The organism is Pseudomonas sp. Irchel s3b6 (genome assembly GCF_900187415.1).
Classification (GTDB): Bacteria; Pseudomonadota; Gammaproteobacteria; order Pseudomonadales; family Pseudomonadaceae; genus Aquipseudomonas.
On the sequence record NZ_FYDM01000006.1, the window covers coordinates 125,380 to 139,972 of the forward strand.

General features: G+C 61.2%; 11 protein-coding genes. 6 read left to right on the plus strand and 5 right to left on the minus strand.

All coding sequences use genetic code 11. From position 1 onward, the window contains the following. Position 1: 1 nt before the first annotated feature. Entirely contained in the window at positions 2-1,891 is a 1,890-nt protein-coding gene (locus tag CKW07_RS12805; protein ID WP_095145235.1) for a methyl-accepting chemotaxis protein, read from the minus strand. A 190-nt stretch (positions 1,892-2,081) separates the two neighbouring features. Between CKW07_RS12805 and CKW07_RS12810 the strand changes: the two genes are divergently transcribed. Then, positions 2,082-3,575 (plus strand): helicase HerA-like domain-containing protein, encoded by a 1,494-nt coding sequence (locus CKW07_RS12810; RefSeq protein WP_095145339.1) that lies wholly within the window; start codon positions 2,082-2,084, stop codon positions 3,573-3,575. A gap of 56 nt (positions 3,576-3,631) precedes the next feature. On the opposite strand, the gene CKW07_RS12815 is transcribed toward CKW07_RS12810, so the two are convergent. After that, positions 3,632-4,087, minus strand: a complete 456-nt coding sequence (locus CKW07_RS12815) for a DUF721 domain-containing protein (protein WP_095145236.1) — start codon at positions 4,085-4,087, stop codon at positions 3,632-3,634. 307 nt (positions 4,088-4,394) lie between these two features. On the opposite strand from CKW07_RS12815, the gene secA reads away from it, so the two are divergent. The 4 genes from secA (at position 4,395) to CKW07_RS12835 (ending at position 10,156) form a co-directional block, all read left to right on the plus strand. After that, the gene (secA, locus tag CKW07_RS12820) at positions 4,395-7,130 is read left to right on the plus strand and encodes a preprotein translocase subunit SecA (RefSeq protein ID WP_095145237.1); all 2,736 of its coding nucleotides are present in this window, start codon (positions 4,395-4,397) and stop codon (positions 7,128-7,130) included. 118 nt (positions 7,131-7,248) lie between these two features. Next, complete coding sequence (argJ, locus tag CKW07_RS12825; RefSeq protein WP_095145238.1) at positions 7,249-8,466, plus strand: bifunctional glutamate N-acetyltransferase/amino-acid acetyltransferase ArgJ; 1,218 nt, start codon at positions 7,249-7,251, stop codon at positions 8,464-8,466. A 116-nt stretch (positions 8,467-8,582) separates the two neighbouring features. Further along, on the plus strand, positions 8,583-9,215 hold the full coding sequence (locus CKW07_RS12830; protein WP_095145239.1) for a glutathione S-transferase: 633 nt from the start codon (positions 8,583-8,585) through the stop codon (positions 9,213-9,215). After that, positions 9,212-10,156: a Nudix family hydrolase gene (locus CKW07_RS12835; RefSeq protein WP_095145240.1), complete on the plus strand. Its 945-nt coding sequence runs from the start codon at positions 9,212-9,214 to the stop codon at positions 10,154-10,156. The genes CKW07_RS12830 and CKW07_RS12835 overlap by 4 nt, the downstream gene beginning before the upstream one ends. A 123-nt stretch (positions 10,157-10,279) precedes the next feature. Here CKW07_RS12835 and CKW07_RS12840 read toward each other — a convergent pair whose 3' ends face one another. From CKW07_RS12840 to CKW07_RS12850, 3 genes are read right to left on the minus strand one after another with little or no spacing between them, the layout of a single operon-like run. Beyond that, the gene (locus tag CKW07_RS12840) at positions 10,280-10,861 is read right to left on the minus strand and encodes a cob(I)yrinic acid a,c-diamide adenosyltransferase (RefSeq protein ID WP_095145241.1); all 582 of its coding nucleotides are present in this window, start codon (positions 10,859-10,861) and stop codon (positions 10,280-10,282) included. A 2-nt stretch (positions 10,862-10,863) separates the two neighbouring features. Further along, the gene (locus CKW07_RS12845) at positions 10,864-12,903 is read right to left on the minus strand and encodes a HAMP domain-containing sensor histidine kinase (RefSeq protein ID WP_095145242.1); all 2,040 of its coding nucleotides are present in this window, start codon (positions 12,901-12,903) and stop codon (positions 10,864-10,866) included. A gap of 45 nt (positions 12,904-12,948) precedes the next feature. Beyond that, a complete protein-coding gene (locus CKW07_RS12850; protein WP_095145243.1) occupies positions 12,949-13,866 on the minus strand; it encodes a putative 2-dehydropantoate 2-reductase in 918 nt (305 codons plus the stop codon). 143 nt (positions 13,867-14,009) lie between these two features. On the opposite strand from CKW07_RS12850, the gene CKW07_RS12855 reads away from it, so the two are divergent. Then, positions 14,010-14,495 (plus strand): YajQ family cyclic di-GMP-binding protein, encoded by a 486-nt coding sequence (locus CKW07_RS12855; RefSeq protein WP_095078564.1) that lies wholly within the window; start codon positions 14,010-14,012, stop codon positions 14,493-14,495. Positions 14,496-14,593 lie beyond the last annotated feature (98 nt).

Genomic DNA, 14,593 nt, shown 5'->3' on the forward strand with positions numbered 1-14,593 from the left:
CTTAAATCCGGAAGCTGCCGACCAACTGCTTGAGTCGCGCCGCCTGTTGTTCCAGGTCGGAGCACGCGCGCAAGGTGGATTGCAGGTTTTCCACGCCTTCCTGATTCAGGGTGTTGATCTCGGTGATGTCCATGTTGATGGACTCCACCACGGCGGTCTGCTCCTCGGTCGCGGTGGCCACCGACTGGTTCATGCCGTCGATCTCGCCGATACGCAACGTGACGCTGTTCAGGCGTTCACCGGCCAGGTTGGCGATCTCTACACTGTCCTGGCTATGCCGCTGACTGTCTCCCATGGTGCTGACCGATTCGCGAGCGCCGACTTGCAACTCCTCGATCATGGTCTGAACCTGTTGTGCCGACTCCTGGGTGCGGTGTGCCAGGTTGCGCACTTCATCGGCCACCACCGCAAACCCGCGTCCGGCTTCACCGGCCCGTGCCGCTTCGATGGCGGCGTTGAGCGCCAGCAGATTGGTTTGCTGGGAAATGCTGGTGATCACTTCGAGAATCTGCCCGATGTTCACGGTTTTGCTGTTCAGCGACTCGATATTGGAGCTGGAGGCGCTGAGCATGTTCGACAGTTGATTCATCGCCGCGATGCTACGGTCGACCACTTGCTGGCCGTCTTCGGCCAGGCTGCGGGCGTCGCTAGCCTGGTGCGAGGCTTGCGCCGCGTTCCGGGCGATTTCCTGGGCGGCGGCGCCCAGCTGATTGATCGCGGCGGCCACGCTGTTGGTACGGCTCGATTGTTCGTCTGAGTTGAGCATCGAGGAGTTGGAGGCGCTGACCACCCGCAAAGCGACTTCGTTGACCTGTTCGGTGGCCGACGAGACTTCGCGGATCGAGCCGTGGATGCGTTCGACAAAACGGTTGAAGGCGTTGCCGAGCTGGCCGAATTCGTCCTGGTTCTGGATGCTCAGGCGGCGGGTCAGGTCGCCTTCACCGTCGGCAATGTCCTGCATGGCGCGGGTCATGACGTGCAGCGGCTGGATCAGGATACGGATCAGCATGCCCAGCAAGGCAATGATGATGGCGACCGCGATCACCGTGGCCACGATCGCCGAGGCGCGGAAATCGTTGAGCATGGCGTAGGCTTTGTCCTTGTCCACCGACAGGCCGATGTACCAGTTGACCGATGGCAGGCCTTTGATGGGGGTGAAGGTGACAATGCGCGTATTGCCATCGACCTCGACTTCGGTGAAGTCGCTGCTGATGCGCGGGGTGTTATGTGGGAAGGCCTCGGTGAGGGACTTCATCACCAGGGCTTTGTCCGGGTGCACCAGGATCTTGCCGTCGGCGCTGACCAGGAAGGCATAGCCCATGCCGTCGAAGTCCAGGGCCTTGAGGTTGTCGATCAGGGTCTGCAGGCTCAGGTCGCCCCCCACGACACCCACGCTTTTACCGGCTTTTTTCGAGGCCGTGGCGATGGAAATAATGGTCTGGCCGGTTGCCGCATCGACATAGGGTTCGGTCAGGGTAGCCATGGGGCTGTTTTCAGCGCCTTTGTACCAGGGGCGAACACGCGGGTCGAAGCCATCCGGCATTTTCACGTCCGGGCGGATGGTGAAGCTGCCACCGGCGTCACCCAGGTAGGACGCCATGAAAGTCGACGTCAGGGCTTTCTGTTCCAGCAGTGCGGCAACCTGGGTGTCTTCGGCGTCGATGGCGATGTTCTGGGCCAGGTTTTCGACCAGAAGAATGCGCCCGGTCAGCCAGGTCTGGATGTTGCTCGCCGTGACATCGCCCATTTCATGCAGGTAATTGTCGAGGTCCTGGCGAATCGCATTGCGCTGCAGGTAGTCGTTGTACAGCGTAAATGTGGCGAACGCGGCAATGACGATGAGGGCGGCGGCAAGCAGGATTTTGTGGCTGAAGCGCAGATTTTTATTCATGGCTTGTGGTGTCCGCTAAGGTCTTATTGTGTGGGGCGTGTTGCGATAAAAAGCGCGCAAAATAGGCGCTGGTTCACGTAAGTTGATATTTCCGTCTTTCCTTAGGGAATTATCGGACCTGATTTTCAGTCTGGTCTCTCGCTTATCTCTATCGGCTGTGTAGGACCAAAGCTTAACCATGGGTGACAAAATGCCTGACTCATTGCAACTCGTTATCGGTGCAGACCTGAAGGGGCAACCGATTGCCCAGGCGATGCGCCTGGCAAATCGCCACGGCCTGGTGGCCGGTGCCACAGGGACCGGGAAAACGGTCACCCTGCAACGCTTGGCTGAGTCCTTCAGTGATGCCGGCGTGGCGGTATTTGCCGCGGACATCAAGGGTGACTTGTGTGGGCTGGGGGCTGCGGGCAATCCACAGGGCAAGGTGGCCGAGCGGATCGCCGGCATGCCGTGGCTCGATTACTCGCCCGCGGCCTATCCGGTCACGCTGTGGGATATCCATGGTCAGTCCGGCCATCCATTGCGCACTACCTTGAGTGAAATGGGGCCGTTGCTGTTGGGCAGCCTGCTGGAGCTGACCGACAGCCAGCAGTCGGCGCTCTATGCCGCGTTCAAGGTGGCGGACCGCGAAGGGTTGTTGTTACTGGACCTCAAGGACCTCAAGGCGCTGCTCAATCACCTCAAGGACAATCCCGAGTTGCTGGGCGATGACGCCGCGCTGATGACCACCGGCTCGAGCCAGGCGCTGTTGCGGCGCCTGGCGACGCTGGAACAGCAGGGCGCCGAAGCGCTGTTCGGTGAGCCTGCGTTGCAACTGCAAGACATTCTGGCGCCCGCCAGCGATGGTCGAGGGCGGATTCACCTGCTCGATGCCAGTCGCCTGGTGCACGAAGCGCCCAAGGTCTACGCGACCTTTCTGCTATGGCTGCTGGCCGAGTTGTTCGAGCAATTGCCGGAGCGCGGCGATGCCGATAAACCGCTGCTGGCGCTGTTCTTCGATGAGGCGCACTTACTGTTCGCCGACACCCCCAAGGCCTTGCAGGAGCGCCTGGAGCAGGTGGTGCGCCTGATCCGCTCCAAAGGCGTCGGCGTGTACTTCGTCACCCAGTCACCGGGCGACTTGCCGGATGACGTGCTGGCGCAACTGGGGTTGCGTATCCAGCACGGCCTGCGGGCATTCACCGCCAAAGAACAGAAATCCCTGAAGGCAGTGGCCGATGGCTTCCGGCCTAACCCGGCATTCAGCGCCCTTGAGGTGCTGACGGAGTTGGGGATTGGCGAGGCACTGGTGGGGACGCTGCAGGACAAAGGCACGCCGGAAATGGTCCAGAGGGTCCTGGTGGCACCGCCGCAATCGCGGATCGGGCCGTTGAGCGAATCCGAGCGCGCGGCCTTGATCACCAGTTCACCGTTGGTCGGACGGTATGACAAACCGATCGATCGAGAGTCGGCGTATGAAGTGCTGATGGGGCGCAAGGGCCTGGCGCCCGACGCTGAGGCCGAGGCCGTTCCGGGCAAGTCGGCTGCGCAGGAGCCGAGTTTCACCGAACAGGCTGGCGAGTTCCTGGGCACGGCGGCCGGGCAGGCGCTGAAATCCGCGATGCGTCAGGCGGCCAACCAGTTGGGGCGGCAACTGGTTCGCGGTTTGATGGGTTCGTTGCTTGGCGGCAGCAAACGCCGTTGACGGCAGGCACGGTCTTCTAGTGTGGGAGCTCGCTCCCACAGTATTGGATTCCGAGATCAGCTTTTGGGTTTGGCGTGAGCCGCCAACCGTTCCAGCGCTGCCCGCAGGCTGGGATCGCTGATGCCGTCGGCGGTGGCCTGGATGGTGGCCGCGGCATCGGTCGACAGATCCATGGTGTGGCCGGCCGCCCCGTGCTGCACGGTAGGCGGTTGAACCTTGAACAGAATCCGCGTCAGGCTGGCGAACTCGTCGAAGGCCTGCAGTTGCCGTTGCAGGCGTTTTTGCTGATAGCGCAGGCGGGTGGCCCAGTGCCCGTCGGTGACGATCAGCAGCAAGCTGCCTTCGCGCCAGGACGCCACATGACAGTGTTCACGGGCGGCCGGTTGCAGTTGGCTTTCGAGCAACCGTTGCAAGTGACCCAAGCGTTGCGCGTGACCAAGGATGGCTTTTAACGGTTTGGCTTCGCGTAGCAGAACGGCGGGTGCTCTGGCCGTAAGAGGGCGAAATGCCATGATCAGACACCTGAAGTAACAGAGCCGCCATGGTAGCAGAAAGCACGGGAAGCACTCGCCCCATTGCTTTGTTGGCGCTTTACTCATTAAATCAATGAGTAACTTCTGCCTTGGGTGGCTTGAAGTTCAGTAAAAAGCCCTTATTTTAAGTGAGCCCCCTCACAGCGCTGTGCCAGCATCGTGGAATAACGCCACTTTCCTCACCACCGTTTCCGGGTAGAATGCTCGTTCGCATGCGGCCATGAGGGCTGCTCGGGCGACTCACGGGGCCGCCCTCCATCCCTTTAGTGTGGAAGATCCTGCCGATATGTTTGCGCCTTTGTTAAAGAAACTTTTTGGAAGCAAGAACGAGCGTGAAGTCAAACGCATGCTCAAGACGGTGCAACTCGTCAATGCCTTCGAAGAGCAAATGGTGGCCCTTTCGGACGATCAATTGCGTGCCAAGACCGACGAATTCAAGGCCCGCATCGCCAAAGGGGAAAGCCTCGACAAGCTGTTGCCAGAAGCCTTTGCGGTAGCCCGCGAAGCCGGCAAGCGCGTCATGGGCATGCGCCACTTCGACGTTCAGTTGATCGGCGGCATGACACTGCACGAAGGCATGATTGCCGAAATGCGTACCGGTGAAGGCAAGACCCTGGTGGCGACACTGGGTGTTTACCTCAACGCGCTGTCGGGCAATGGCGTGCACGTCGTAACCGTGAACGACTACCTGGCTCGTCGTGACGCCAACTGGATGCGCCCGCTCTATGAATTCCTCGGTCTGACGGTCGGCGTGGTCACGCCGTTCCAGCCGCCGGAAGAGAAGCGTGCCGCCTACGCCGCCGACATCACCTACGGCACCAACAACGAATTCGGTTTCGACTACCTGCGCGACAACATGGCGTTCAGCATGGAAGAAAAATTCCAGCGCGAACTCAACTTTGCCGTGATCGACGAAGTCGACTCGATCCTGATCGACGAAGCCCGTACCCCGCTGATCATCTCCGGTCAGGCCGAGGACAGCTCCAAGCTGTATATCGAGATCAACAAGCTGATCCCGCAACTGGAGCTGCACGTCGAGGAAGAGGAAGGCGTCGTCACCAAGGCCGGTCACTACACCGTTGACGAGAAGACCCGTCAGGTCGAGCTCAACGAAGCCGGTCACCAGTACATCGAAGAAGTACTGACCCGCATCGGCCTGCTGGCTGAAGGCGAGAGCCTGTACTCGGCGCACAACCTGAGCCTGCTGACCCACGTCTATGCCGGCCTGCGTGCGCACAAGCTGTTCCATCGCAACATCGAATACATCGTGCAGGACGGTCAGGTAGTGCTGGTCGACGAGCACACCGGGCGTACCATGCCGGGCCGTCGTCTCTCCGAAGGCCTGCACCAGGCCATCGAGGCCAAGGAAAACCTGAACATCCAGGCCGAAAGCCAGACCCTGGCGTCGACCACGTTCCAGAACTACTTCCGCCTGTACAACAAGCTGTCCGGCATGACCGGTACCGCCGACACCGAAGCGTTCGAGTTCCACCAGATCTATGGCCTGCAGGTCATGGTCATTCCACCGAACAAGCCGCTGGCGCGTAAAGACTACAACGACCTGGTGTTCCTCACCGCGGACGAGAAATACGCCGCCATCGTTGCCGACATCAAGGAAAGCATGGCTGCGGGTCGCCCGGTTCTGGTGGGCACCGCGACGATTGAAACGTCGGAGCACATGTCCCGTCTGCTCGAAAAAGAAGGCATCGAGCACAAGGTCCTGAACGCCAAGTTCCACGAAAAAGAAGCCGAGATCATTGCTCAGGCCGGTCGTCCGGGTGCCCTGACCATCGCCACCAACATGGCCGGTCGTGGTACCGACATCCTGTTGGGCGGTAACTGGGAAGTGGAAGTGGCCTCCCTGGAAAACCCGACACCTGAACAGATCGCCCAGATCAAGGCCGATTGGCAGAAGCGTCACCAGCAGGTGCTCGAATCGGGTGGTCTGCAGGTCATCGCTTCCGAGCGTCACGAATCGCGCCGTATCGACAACCAGCTGCGTGGCCGTGCCGGCCGTCAGGGTGACGCCGGTTCCAGCCGCTTCTACCTGTCGCTGGAAGACAGCCTGATGCGCATTTTCGCCTCTGACCGGGTGAAAAACTTCATGAAGGCCTTGGGGATGCAGCCTGGCGAAGCGATCGAGCACCGCATGGTGACCAACGCCATCGAAAAGGCCCAACGCAAGGTTGAAGGCCGTAACTTCGACATTCGCAAGCAACTGCTTGAGTTCGACGACGTCAACAACGAACAGCGTAAAGTGATCTATCACATGCGTAACACGTTGCTGGCCGCCGACAACATCGGTGAAACCATCGCCGACTTCCGTCAGGACGTGCTCAACGCTACCGTCAGCGCACACATTCCTCCGCAATCGTTGCCTGAGCAGTGGGACGTTGCCGGTCTGGAAGCGGCCCTGGAAAGCGACTTCGGGGTGAAGCTGCCCATCCAGCAATGGCTCGACGAAGACGATCACCTCTACGAAGAGACCCTGCGCGAGAAGCTGATGCAGGAGCTCATGGCGGCGTACAACGAGAAAGAAGACCAGGCGGGCGCCGAAGCGCTGCGCACCTTCGAGAAGCAAATCGTTCTGCGCGTGCTGGACGACCTGTGGAAAGACCACCTGTCGACCATGGACCACCTGCGTCACGGCATCCACTTGCGTGGCTATGCCCAGAAAAACCCGAAGCAGGAATACAAGCGCGAGTCGTTCGCCCTGTTCTCCGAGCTGCTGGATTCGATCAAGCGCGACTCGATCCGTGTGCTGTCTCACGTTCAGGTTCGCCGTGAAGATCCGATCGAAGAAGAAGCGCGTCTGCGCCAGGAAGCCGAGGCACTGGCTGCACGCATGCAGTTCCAGCACGACGAAGCCCCTGGCCTGGAGCAACCGGAGTTGATCGGTGAAGAGGTCGATGTTGCCCTCGCCACCGCACCGGTACGTAACGAGCAGAAGCTGGGTCGCAACGAGCTGTGCTACTGCGGTTCGGGCAAGAAATTCAAGCATTGCCACGGGCAGATCCAGTAAAGCCCGTTTCATACGCTGAAATACCCGCGCCGCGACCGGCATCAGCCGTCGCGGCGTTTTACCATTCAAAACACCGTCGTGGCGACGGTGCAGACATCACCTATTGAGGAGCGCATTCATGGCTGTTGGTCTTGGTCCTTTGCCAACGTTGCACCCGGTTGCCGGTTTTGAACTCGGTATCGCCTCGGCTGGCATCAAGCGTCCCGGGCGCAAGGATGTTGTGGTCATGCGCTGTGCTGAAGGCTCGACCGTTGCCGGTGTGTTCACGCTGAACGCCTTTTGCGCGGCACCGGTGATCCTGGCCAGGCAACGCGTGCAAGGCCCGGTGCGCTACCTGTTGACCAACACCGGCAACGCCAATGCTGGTACCGGTGAGCCGGGCCTGGCCGCCGCCGAGCGCACCTGCGCCAAGCTGGCGGAACTGACGGGTGTCGATGCAAGCCTGGTGTTGCCGTACTCCACGGGCGTGATTGGCGAACCGCTGCCGGTCGAGAAGATCGAAGGCGCCCTGCAAGCGGCGCTGGACGACCTGTCGGAAAACAACTGGGAAGCCGCGGCCACCGGGATCATGACCACCGACACCCTGCCCAAGGGGGCGAGCCGCCAGTTCCAGCACGAAGGCGTAACCGTCACCGTGACCGGCATCAGCAAAGGCGCCGGCATGATTCGCCCGAACATGGCGACCATGCTCGGCTACATTGCCACCGACGCCAAGGTCTCCCGCGAGGTGTTGCAGAACCTGATGCTGGACGGCGCGAACAAGTCGTTCAACCGCATCACCATCGACGGCGATACCTCGACCAACGATTGCTGCATGCTGATTGCCACCGGCAAGGCCGCGTTGCCGGAAATCACCACCGCCGAAGGTCCGTTGTTCGCGGCGCTCAAGCAGGCAGTGTTCGAGGTGTGCATGGACGTGGCGCAGGCCATCGTGCGTGACGGCGAAGGTGCCACCAAGTTCGTCACCGTCGAAGTCAACGGCGGCGGTAATCACCAGGAATGCCTGGATGTCGGCTACACCGTGGCACACTCGCCGTTGATCAAGACCGCGCTGTTTGCCTCCGATCCGAACTGGGGCCGCATCCTGGCGGCTGTGGGTCGTGCCGGTGTGCCGAACCTGGACGTGAGCAAGATCGACGTGTTCCTGGGTGAAGTGTGTATTGCCAGCCGAGGTGCCCGTGCGGCGACCTACACGGAGGCCCAAGGCTCGGCCGTGATGCAGCGTGAAGAAATCACCATTCGTATCGAACTGGGTCGCGGTGATTGCAGCGAAACCATCTGGACCACCGACCTGTCCCACGAATACGTGAAAATCAACGCCGAATACCGGACGTAATCACGCTTGGATCGTGTCGCCCCAATCGCGAGCAGACGGAGCGCCGCCTGCTCGCGATGGCGGTTTGTCAGTCGCTAACTAGACTGGCATGTTTCCTACTTCAAAAGGTCCCGAACATGAGTTATCACCTGATCATCGGCGACAAATTGCACTCATCCTGGTCCCTGCGCGCTGCACTGGCCCTGGACCTGGCCGGCGCCAGCTACACCGAAGAGCTGATCAAGCTCAACCAGCCCGATACCCGCGAGCAACTGCTCAAGCATTCGCCAACCGCCAAGGTTCCCTTGCTGAAAACCGAGCACGGCACCATCGCCGACTCGCTGGCCATCGCCGAATACCTGGTCGAACGTTTCCCGAGTGCCAGTCTCTGGCCCAAGGACATCGCCGCCCGTGCCCAGGCGCGTTCAGCCTGTGCGCAAATGCACAGCGGTTTCTTTGCCATGCGCGGCAACATGCCGTTCGACCTGAGTCGCGACGCACCGCTGTCGCCGATGCCGCCTGAAGTGAAGACGGAAATCGAGCGCATGCTGGCACTGTGGGCCGAATGTCGCGCAGCCTCGAGTGAAAGCGGTCCGTTCCTGTTCGGTGAGGTGAGCCTGGCCGATGCCTTCTTCGCACCGATTGCCGTGCGCCTGCGCACCTATCAGGTCGAGTTGCCAGCGGTCGATGCGGCGTATGTCGAGACGATTTACCAATGGCCAGCCTTCAAGGTCTGGCAGAAAGCCGGTCTAGAGGAAGCAGGGCGGTGAAACGAGTTCATGTAGCGGCAGCGGTCATCCGTGATGCCGGTGGCAAGATCCTGATCGCTCGGCGTGCTGATGCCCAGCACCAGGGTGGATTGTGGGAGTTTCCCGGCGGCAAGGTCGAGGAGGGCGAAGCCGTGCAGGTTGCGCTGGCCCGCGAACTGCACGAAGAGCTGGGGATTGTGGTCACGGCAGCACGACCGCTGATCACGGTTCACCATGACTACCCGGACAAGCAGGTGTTGCTGGATGTCTGGGAGGTCTCGGCGTTTACTGGCGAGCCCCACGGCGCTGAAGGCCAGCCATTGGCCTGGGTGACCGGGCGTGAGCTGGGCAGCTACGAGTTTCCGGCTGCCAACCAGCCGATCGTCGCGGCGGCCCGTTTGCCGAGTGAGTACCTGATCACCCCGGATGATCTGGAAACCCCGATGATGCTGCGAGGTATCCAAAAGGCCATTGCTGGTGGGATCAAGCTGATCCAACTGCGCGCGCCCAACGGCTACGATCCCAAGTATCGCGATCTGGCGGTGGATGCGGTGGGGCTGTGTGCCGGCAAGGCGCAACTGATGCTCAAGGGGCCGTTCGAGTGGCTGGGCGACTTCCCGTCCGCGGGTTGGCACATCACGGCGGCTCAGTTGCGCAAGTACGCCAGCGCCGGGCGTCCACTGCCCGCGTCGCGCTGGCTGGCGGCGTCCTGCCACAACGCTGAGGAGTTGAGCCTGGCCGAACAGATGGGAGTGGATTTCGTCACCTTGTCGCCGGTCCAGCCGACCCAGACTCACCCCGATGCAGTACCGCTGGGATGGGAACAGGCCTCACAGCTGATTGCCGGGTTCAGCAAGCCGGTGTTTCTGCTGGGGGGAGTTGGCCCTGCCGAACGGCAAAAGGCTTGGGAGACAGGCGCACAGGGCGTGGCGGGGATCCGGGCGTTCTGGCCTGAGGCTTGAATACGCGGTCTGATCGTTCCCACGCTCCCGCGTGGGAATGCATCCCGTGACGCTCTGCGTCACATCCAAAGCGGACGCGGAGCGTCCGTGGCGGCGTTCCCACGCAGAGCGTGGGAACGATCATCAAGTCTTGGGTTTTGCCGCTGCCTGCCAAAGAATCTCGGCAATGCCTTGGCGCTTGGCAATCAACCGTGCCGCTACAAACAACAAATCCGACAAGCGATTGATGTAGGCCAGTCCCACGCCGGCCAACGGCTCGACAGCATTCAAGTGCTGGCAGCGGCGCTCGGCACTGCGGGCCAGGCTGCGGCAAACATGGGCCTGAGCGATCAGCGCCGAGCCACCGGGCAGAATGAAATTCTCCAACGGCCCCAGCTCTTCGTTCCAGGCATCGATGGCCACTTCCAGGCGTTCGACTTCCGCCGCATTCAGCGCTTGATACACCGGCATCGCCAGTTCGCCGCCCAGGTCGAACAAGCGGTGCTGGCAAGGCTCCAGCACGTCGCAGATCTCTTGCAGGCCGGGATGGGCGCGACGGCTTTCGGCCAGACCGGCCAGCAGCAGCCCCAGTTGGCTGTTCAGTGTGTCGACTTCGCCGATGGCCTCGACCCGTGGATGGTCCTTGGGGACCCGGCGACCATCGCCAAGCCCGGTTTCACCTTTGTCGCCGGTGCGGGTGTAAATCTTCGACAGGCGAAAACCCATGCTTAGCGCTCCAGTTGTCTGAGTTCGTGGGGGGCGAGCGGGGCGCTCGCGACTAATGGCAGGCGCAAGGTAAAGCAGGTGCCCTGGCCCAGGGTCGATTGCACTTCCATCTGACCCTTGTGGTTGTTGGTGATGATGAAGTACGACACCGAAAGCCCGAGGCCCGTGCCCTGGCCGATTTCCTTGGTGGTGAAGAACGGTTCGAAGGTGCGCTTGCGCACGCTCTCGCTCATGCCGATACCGTTGTCCTCGACCTGGATTTCTGCCCACGGCGGGTTCAGCCGCGTGCGCAGGATGATTCGTCCGGGTTCGTGGTCGTCCTCGCGCTGGTGGATCGCCTGGGCCGCATTTTTCAGCAGGTTGAGCAGCACTTGTTCCAGCTCGTTGGCGGTGCCGGGGACAGGGCCCAGTTGCGGGTCGAACTGACGAACGATGGCCTGGCCCTTGAAGTCGAAGCCAATGGTCAGGTCGAAGTCATTGCTGGCGATCTCCACGGCCTGGTCGATCAGCGCCGGCAAGTCGCACGGCGCCATTTGCCGGTTGCTGCGGCGGCTGAAACTGAGCATATGGGTGACGATCTTCGCCGCCCGGGCGCCGGCCTGCTGGATGCCGTCGAGCAATTGCGGCACTTCGCGGCTTTGCAGGTACTGATTGACGCTGTCCAGTTCCAGGCTCAACTGTTCGGCGGTTTCGATGTTCTTGGGCAGGTCGGCGGACAAGCGCCGGCGAATGTTCTGCACGTTGTGCAGGATAGCGCCCAGAGGGTTGTTGATCTCATGGGCCATGCCGGCCGCGAGGCCGCCCACCGAGAGCATTTTCTCCGACTGCACCATCATTTCTTCCAGGGACAGGCGCTGGGTGATGTCGTCGATCCGGATCACCACGCCGCGTCCGGCACCGCCCATCAATGGGTAAAAGGTCAGCGCGTAGTGTCTGGCTTCCTCGTCACGGGTCCAGGTCACGCGTTCGATCTTGACCACGCTGTGCTGTTCGACGGTCTCCCGAAGTTGCGGCAGAAACGGCTTGAGCGGTTCAAAGGCGAGAAAAATCGGCTGGTTCAAGGCCTCATCCAGGCGTGTGCCGGACAGGGCGCTGGCTTCCTGGTTCCACTGGGTCACGTACAGCTGTTCATCCAGGGCAATCAGGGCTGACGGCATCGAGTCGATGATGCTGTTGAGGTAGTTCTGAAAGCCCGTGAGCTTCTTCTCGATCTTGCTGCGCACCTGGACTTCCAGCTCCAGCTTGCGGTTAGTGTGACGGGTTTCTTCAGCCAGACTCTGGGCCTGGTCGTAGGCGGCCTGGGAGTCGTCGCGGGCGCGCTTGAGTTGCTGCTCGCGGGCTTCGATGCGCGAGAGCATGGTGTTGAAGGCTTCAGCGAGGCTGCCGATTTCGTCGTGGTTACCGCGAGCGGCACGCAGGGCGTAGTTTTCTTCGCGAGTCACCTGCCGGGACAGTACTTCGAGCTGATGAATCGGTTGGGTAATCAGGCGTTTGATCTGCTGGGCAATCAGCATCCACAGCAGCACGCTGAAAATCAGGATCCCCAGGCTGGCTGTCAGGGTGCCGGTATAGAACGCGACCGGCAACTCACTGCTGGCGACCAGCAGCAGATGGCCGGGGGCCTGGCCCGGGCGTGGCAGTGTGATCAGTTGATTGCTGCGAAACTCCGTGGCCTGCCAGGTTTCGATGTGCCGAAAGTGTCTGGGCAGTTCAAGCGTGTCGCCATGCTGCACCTGGGCCAGGCGCTGGCCTTTGCCGTCGTAAAGGGCCGCTGCCCGTAACGGGGTGTAGCTGTTGAGCTCGTTGAGCAGGTTTTCAGCGTCTTGTGGCGAATTCAATGACTGGCTGGCAAGCGCCGGGTTGGAGACCAGCCGGCCGATGGTCTGCAGGGCTTGCGGTGCCATGCTTTCCTGGGAAATCCAGTAGGCGGCGCTGATAAAGGTCAGGTTGGCCACCAGTAACACGGTGATCAACAGCACCAACAGGGCGGCCAGCAGTTTCTGGCCGACCGGAAGGTTTTCAAGGCGCTGGCGCAAAGGCATGGGGGTCGTCGCTAAAGAAGAACAAGAGGCCAGCGTAGCCGCTGCTCAGTCGCTGGGCAATCCACGGGTGCGCAGGTGCGCAATCAAGCGTTGCTGGAGTTGGTTGAGGTGCGGTAATACCAATTGATGCCGCGAGGCGACAACGCAGGCATAACCCAGCAGGTAGCTGATTTCGGTCCGGCGCTGGTTGGCCACATCCTGGTACATGGATGAGTAATTGGCTGCCGTCGCCAGGATCACCCGCTCGACTTCCTGCTGCAGGTCGTGGGCAGCGGCGGGCTGGCCGCAATGTTCCAGCAACGCGCTCAGCTCGGCGCACAGGGTGGCGACTTCGCAATGGTGCTGTTGCAAGCCGCCGTTGCGGCAATCGTGCAGGACGGTCAGCGGATTGATCGCGCAATTGAGTGCCAGCTTGCGCCAGAGTCGAGTCAGGATGTCCGTGCTCCACTCATGAGGGATGCCCGCCGCGCTCATGTCCTCCAGCCAGACCGGTGCCATCGGTTGACGGGCGTCGCCTAGCCAGGTGTAGCCGTGGCCGGCGAACACCACGCGCCAGTCGCCATCGCGAAAGGCGCCTTCGGTACTCGAGGCAAAAATGCAGCGAGCATGAGGAACGCGCGCGGCCACGGCATCCTGGCTACCCAGGCCGTTCTGCAGCAGGATCAATTCGGCGTCGGGTGTCAGGCGCCTCGCCAATTGCGCCACGGCGCCTTCGGCATCGTAGGCCTTGCAGGCGACCAGCAAGCGATCGATCGGGCCGACGCGCTCGATGGTGGTCGCGGGGATCGCATAGTGCTGCGCTTCACCTTGCTCGACCAGGGTCAATCCACCTGCTGCCTGATAGGCCTGCAATCGCGCGGCATCGCGCAGTATCAATTGCACGGGGAGCCCGGCCCTTGCCAGGCGCGTGGCCCACAGGGTGCCCAGGCTGCCGGCGCCGAGGACGTGCCAGGTAGTCGACATCAGTTTTTTGCTCGGATTGGCAGGCGCATGTGAGGCTCGCAGCGTAGAAGGGGAAAGACCCGTTATAATCAGCGCGGATTTTAACCGCAAGCCAGGCGTGCTCCATCTTTATTGCGCGCGCCCTTTTTTACTGGAGAGACTACATGCCGTCGTTCGACGTGGTATCCGAACTGGACAAACACGAACTCACCAACGCGGTCGAGAACGCCGTCAAGGAACTCGACCGTCGTTATGACCTGAAAGGCAAGGGCAGCTTTGAGTTCAAGGAAAAGGACCTGACCGTCAACCTGACCGCCGAGGCCGGCTTCCAGCTGGAAGCGATGATCGAGATCCTCAAGCTGGCGCTGGTCAAGCGCAAGATCGATGTGCAATGCCTTGAGGTCAAAGAGGCCTACGCTTCCGGCAAGCTGATGAAGCAGGAAGCCGTTCTCAAGGAAGGCATCGACAAGGAGCTGGCGAAGAAGATCGTCGCTCACGTCAAGGATGCCAAGCTCAAGGTCCAGGCCGCCATTCAGGGCGAGCAGGTCCGCATCACCGGCAAGAAGCGCGACGACCTGCAAGAGGCCATCGCGGCCTTGCGCGGCAAGGAATTCGGCATGCCGCTGCAGTTCAACAACTTCCGCGACTGATCAGTCTTCGGGGGAACCTCTCGGCGTTATTGACGTCCGAGGCCCAAGCAACGGCAGAAATGATCGAGCCTCGAGGGGCATGATCTTTCTGCTGCTTG

Bases quoted from the DNA above. Each gene is read 5' to 3' on its own strand.
- CKW07_RS12805 (WP_095145235.1), bottom strand. From the start codon at position 1,891: ATGAATAAAAATCTGCGCTTCAGCCACAAAATCCTGCTTGCCGCCGCC.
- CKW07_RS12810 (WP_095145339.1), top strand. From the start codon at position 2,082: ATGCCTGACTCATTGCAACTCGTTATCGGTGCAGACCTGAAGGGGCAA.
- CKW07_RS12815 (WP_095145236.1), bottom strand. From the start codon at position 4,087: ATGGCATTTCGCCCTCTTACGGCCAGAGCACCCGCCGTTCTGCTACGC.
- secA (WP_095145237.1), top strand. From the start codon at position 4,395: ATGTTTGCGCCTTTGTTAAAGAAACTTTTTGGAAGCAAGAACGAGCGT.
- argJ (WP_095145238.1), top strand. From the start codon at position 7,249: ATGGCTGTTGGTCTTGGTCCTTTGCCAACGTTGCACCCGGTTGCCGGT.
- CKW07_RS12830 (WP_095145239.1), top strand. From the start codon at position 8,583: ATGAGTTATCACCTGATCATCGGCGACAAATTGCACTCATCCTGGTCC.
- CKW07_RS12840 (WP_095145241.1), bottom strand. From the start codon at position 10,861: ATGGGTTTTCGCCTGTCGAAGATTTACACCCGCACCGGCGACAAAGGT.
- CKW07_RS12845 (WP_095145242.1), bottom strand. From the start codon at position 12,903: ATGCCTTTGCGCCAGCGCCTTGAAAACCTTCCGGTCGGCCAGAAACTG.
- CKW07_RS12850 (WP_095145243.1), bottom strand. From the start codon at position 13,866: ATGTCGACTACCTGGCACGTCCTCGGCGCCGGCAGCCTGGGCACCCTG.
- CKW07_RS12855 (WP_095078564.1), top strand. From the start codon at position 14,010: ATGCCGTCGTTCGACGTGGTATCCGAACTGGACAAACACGAACTCACC.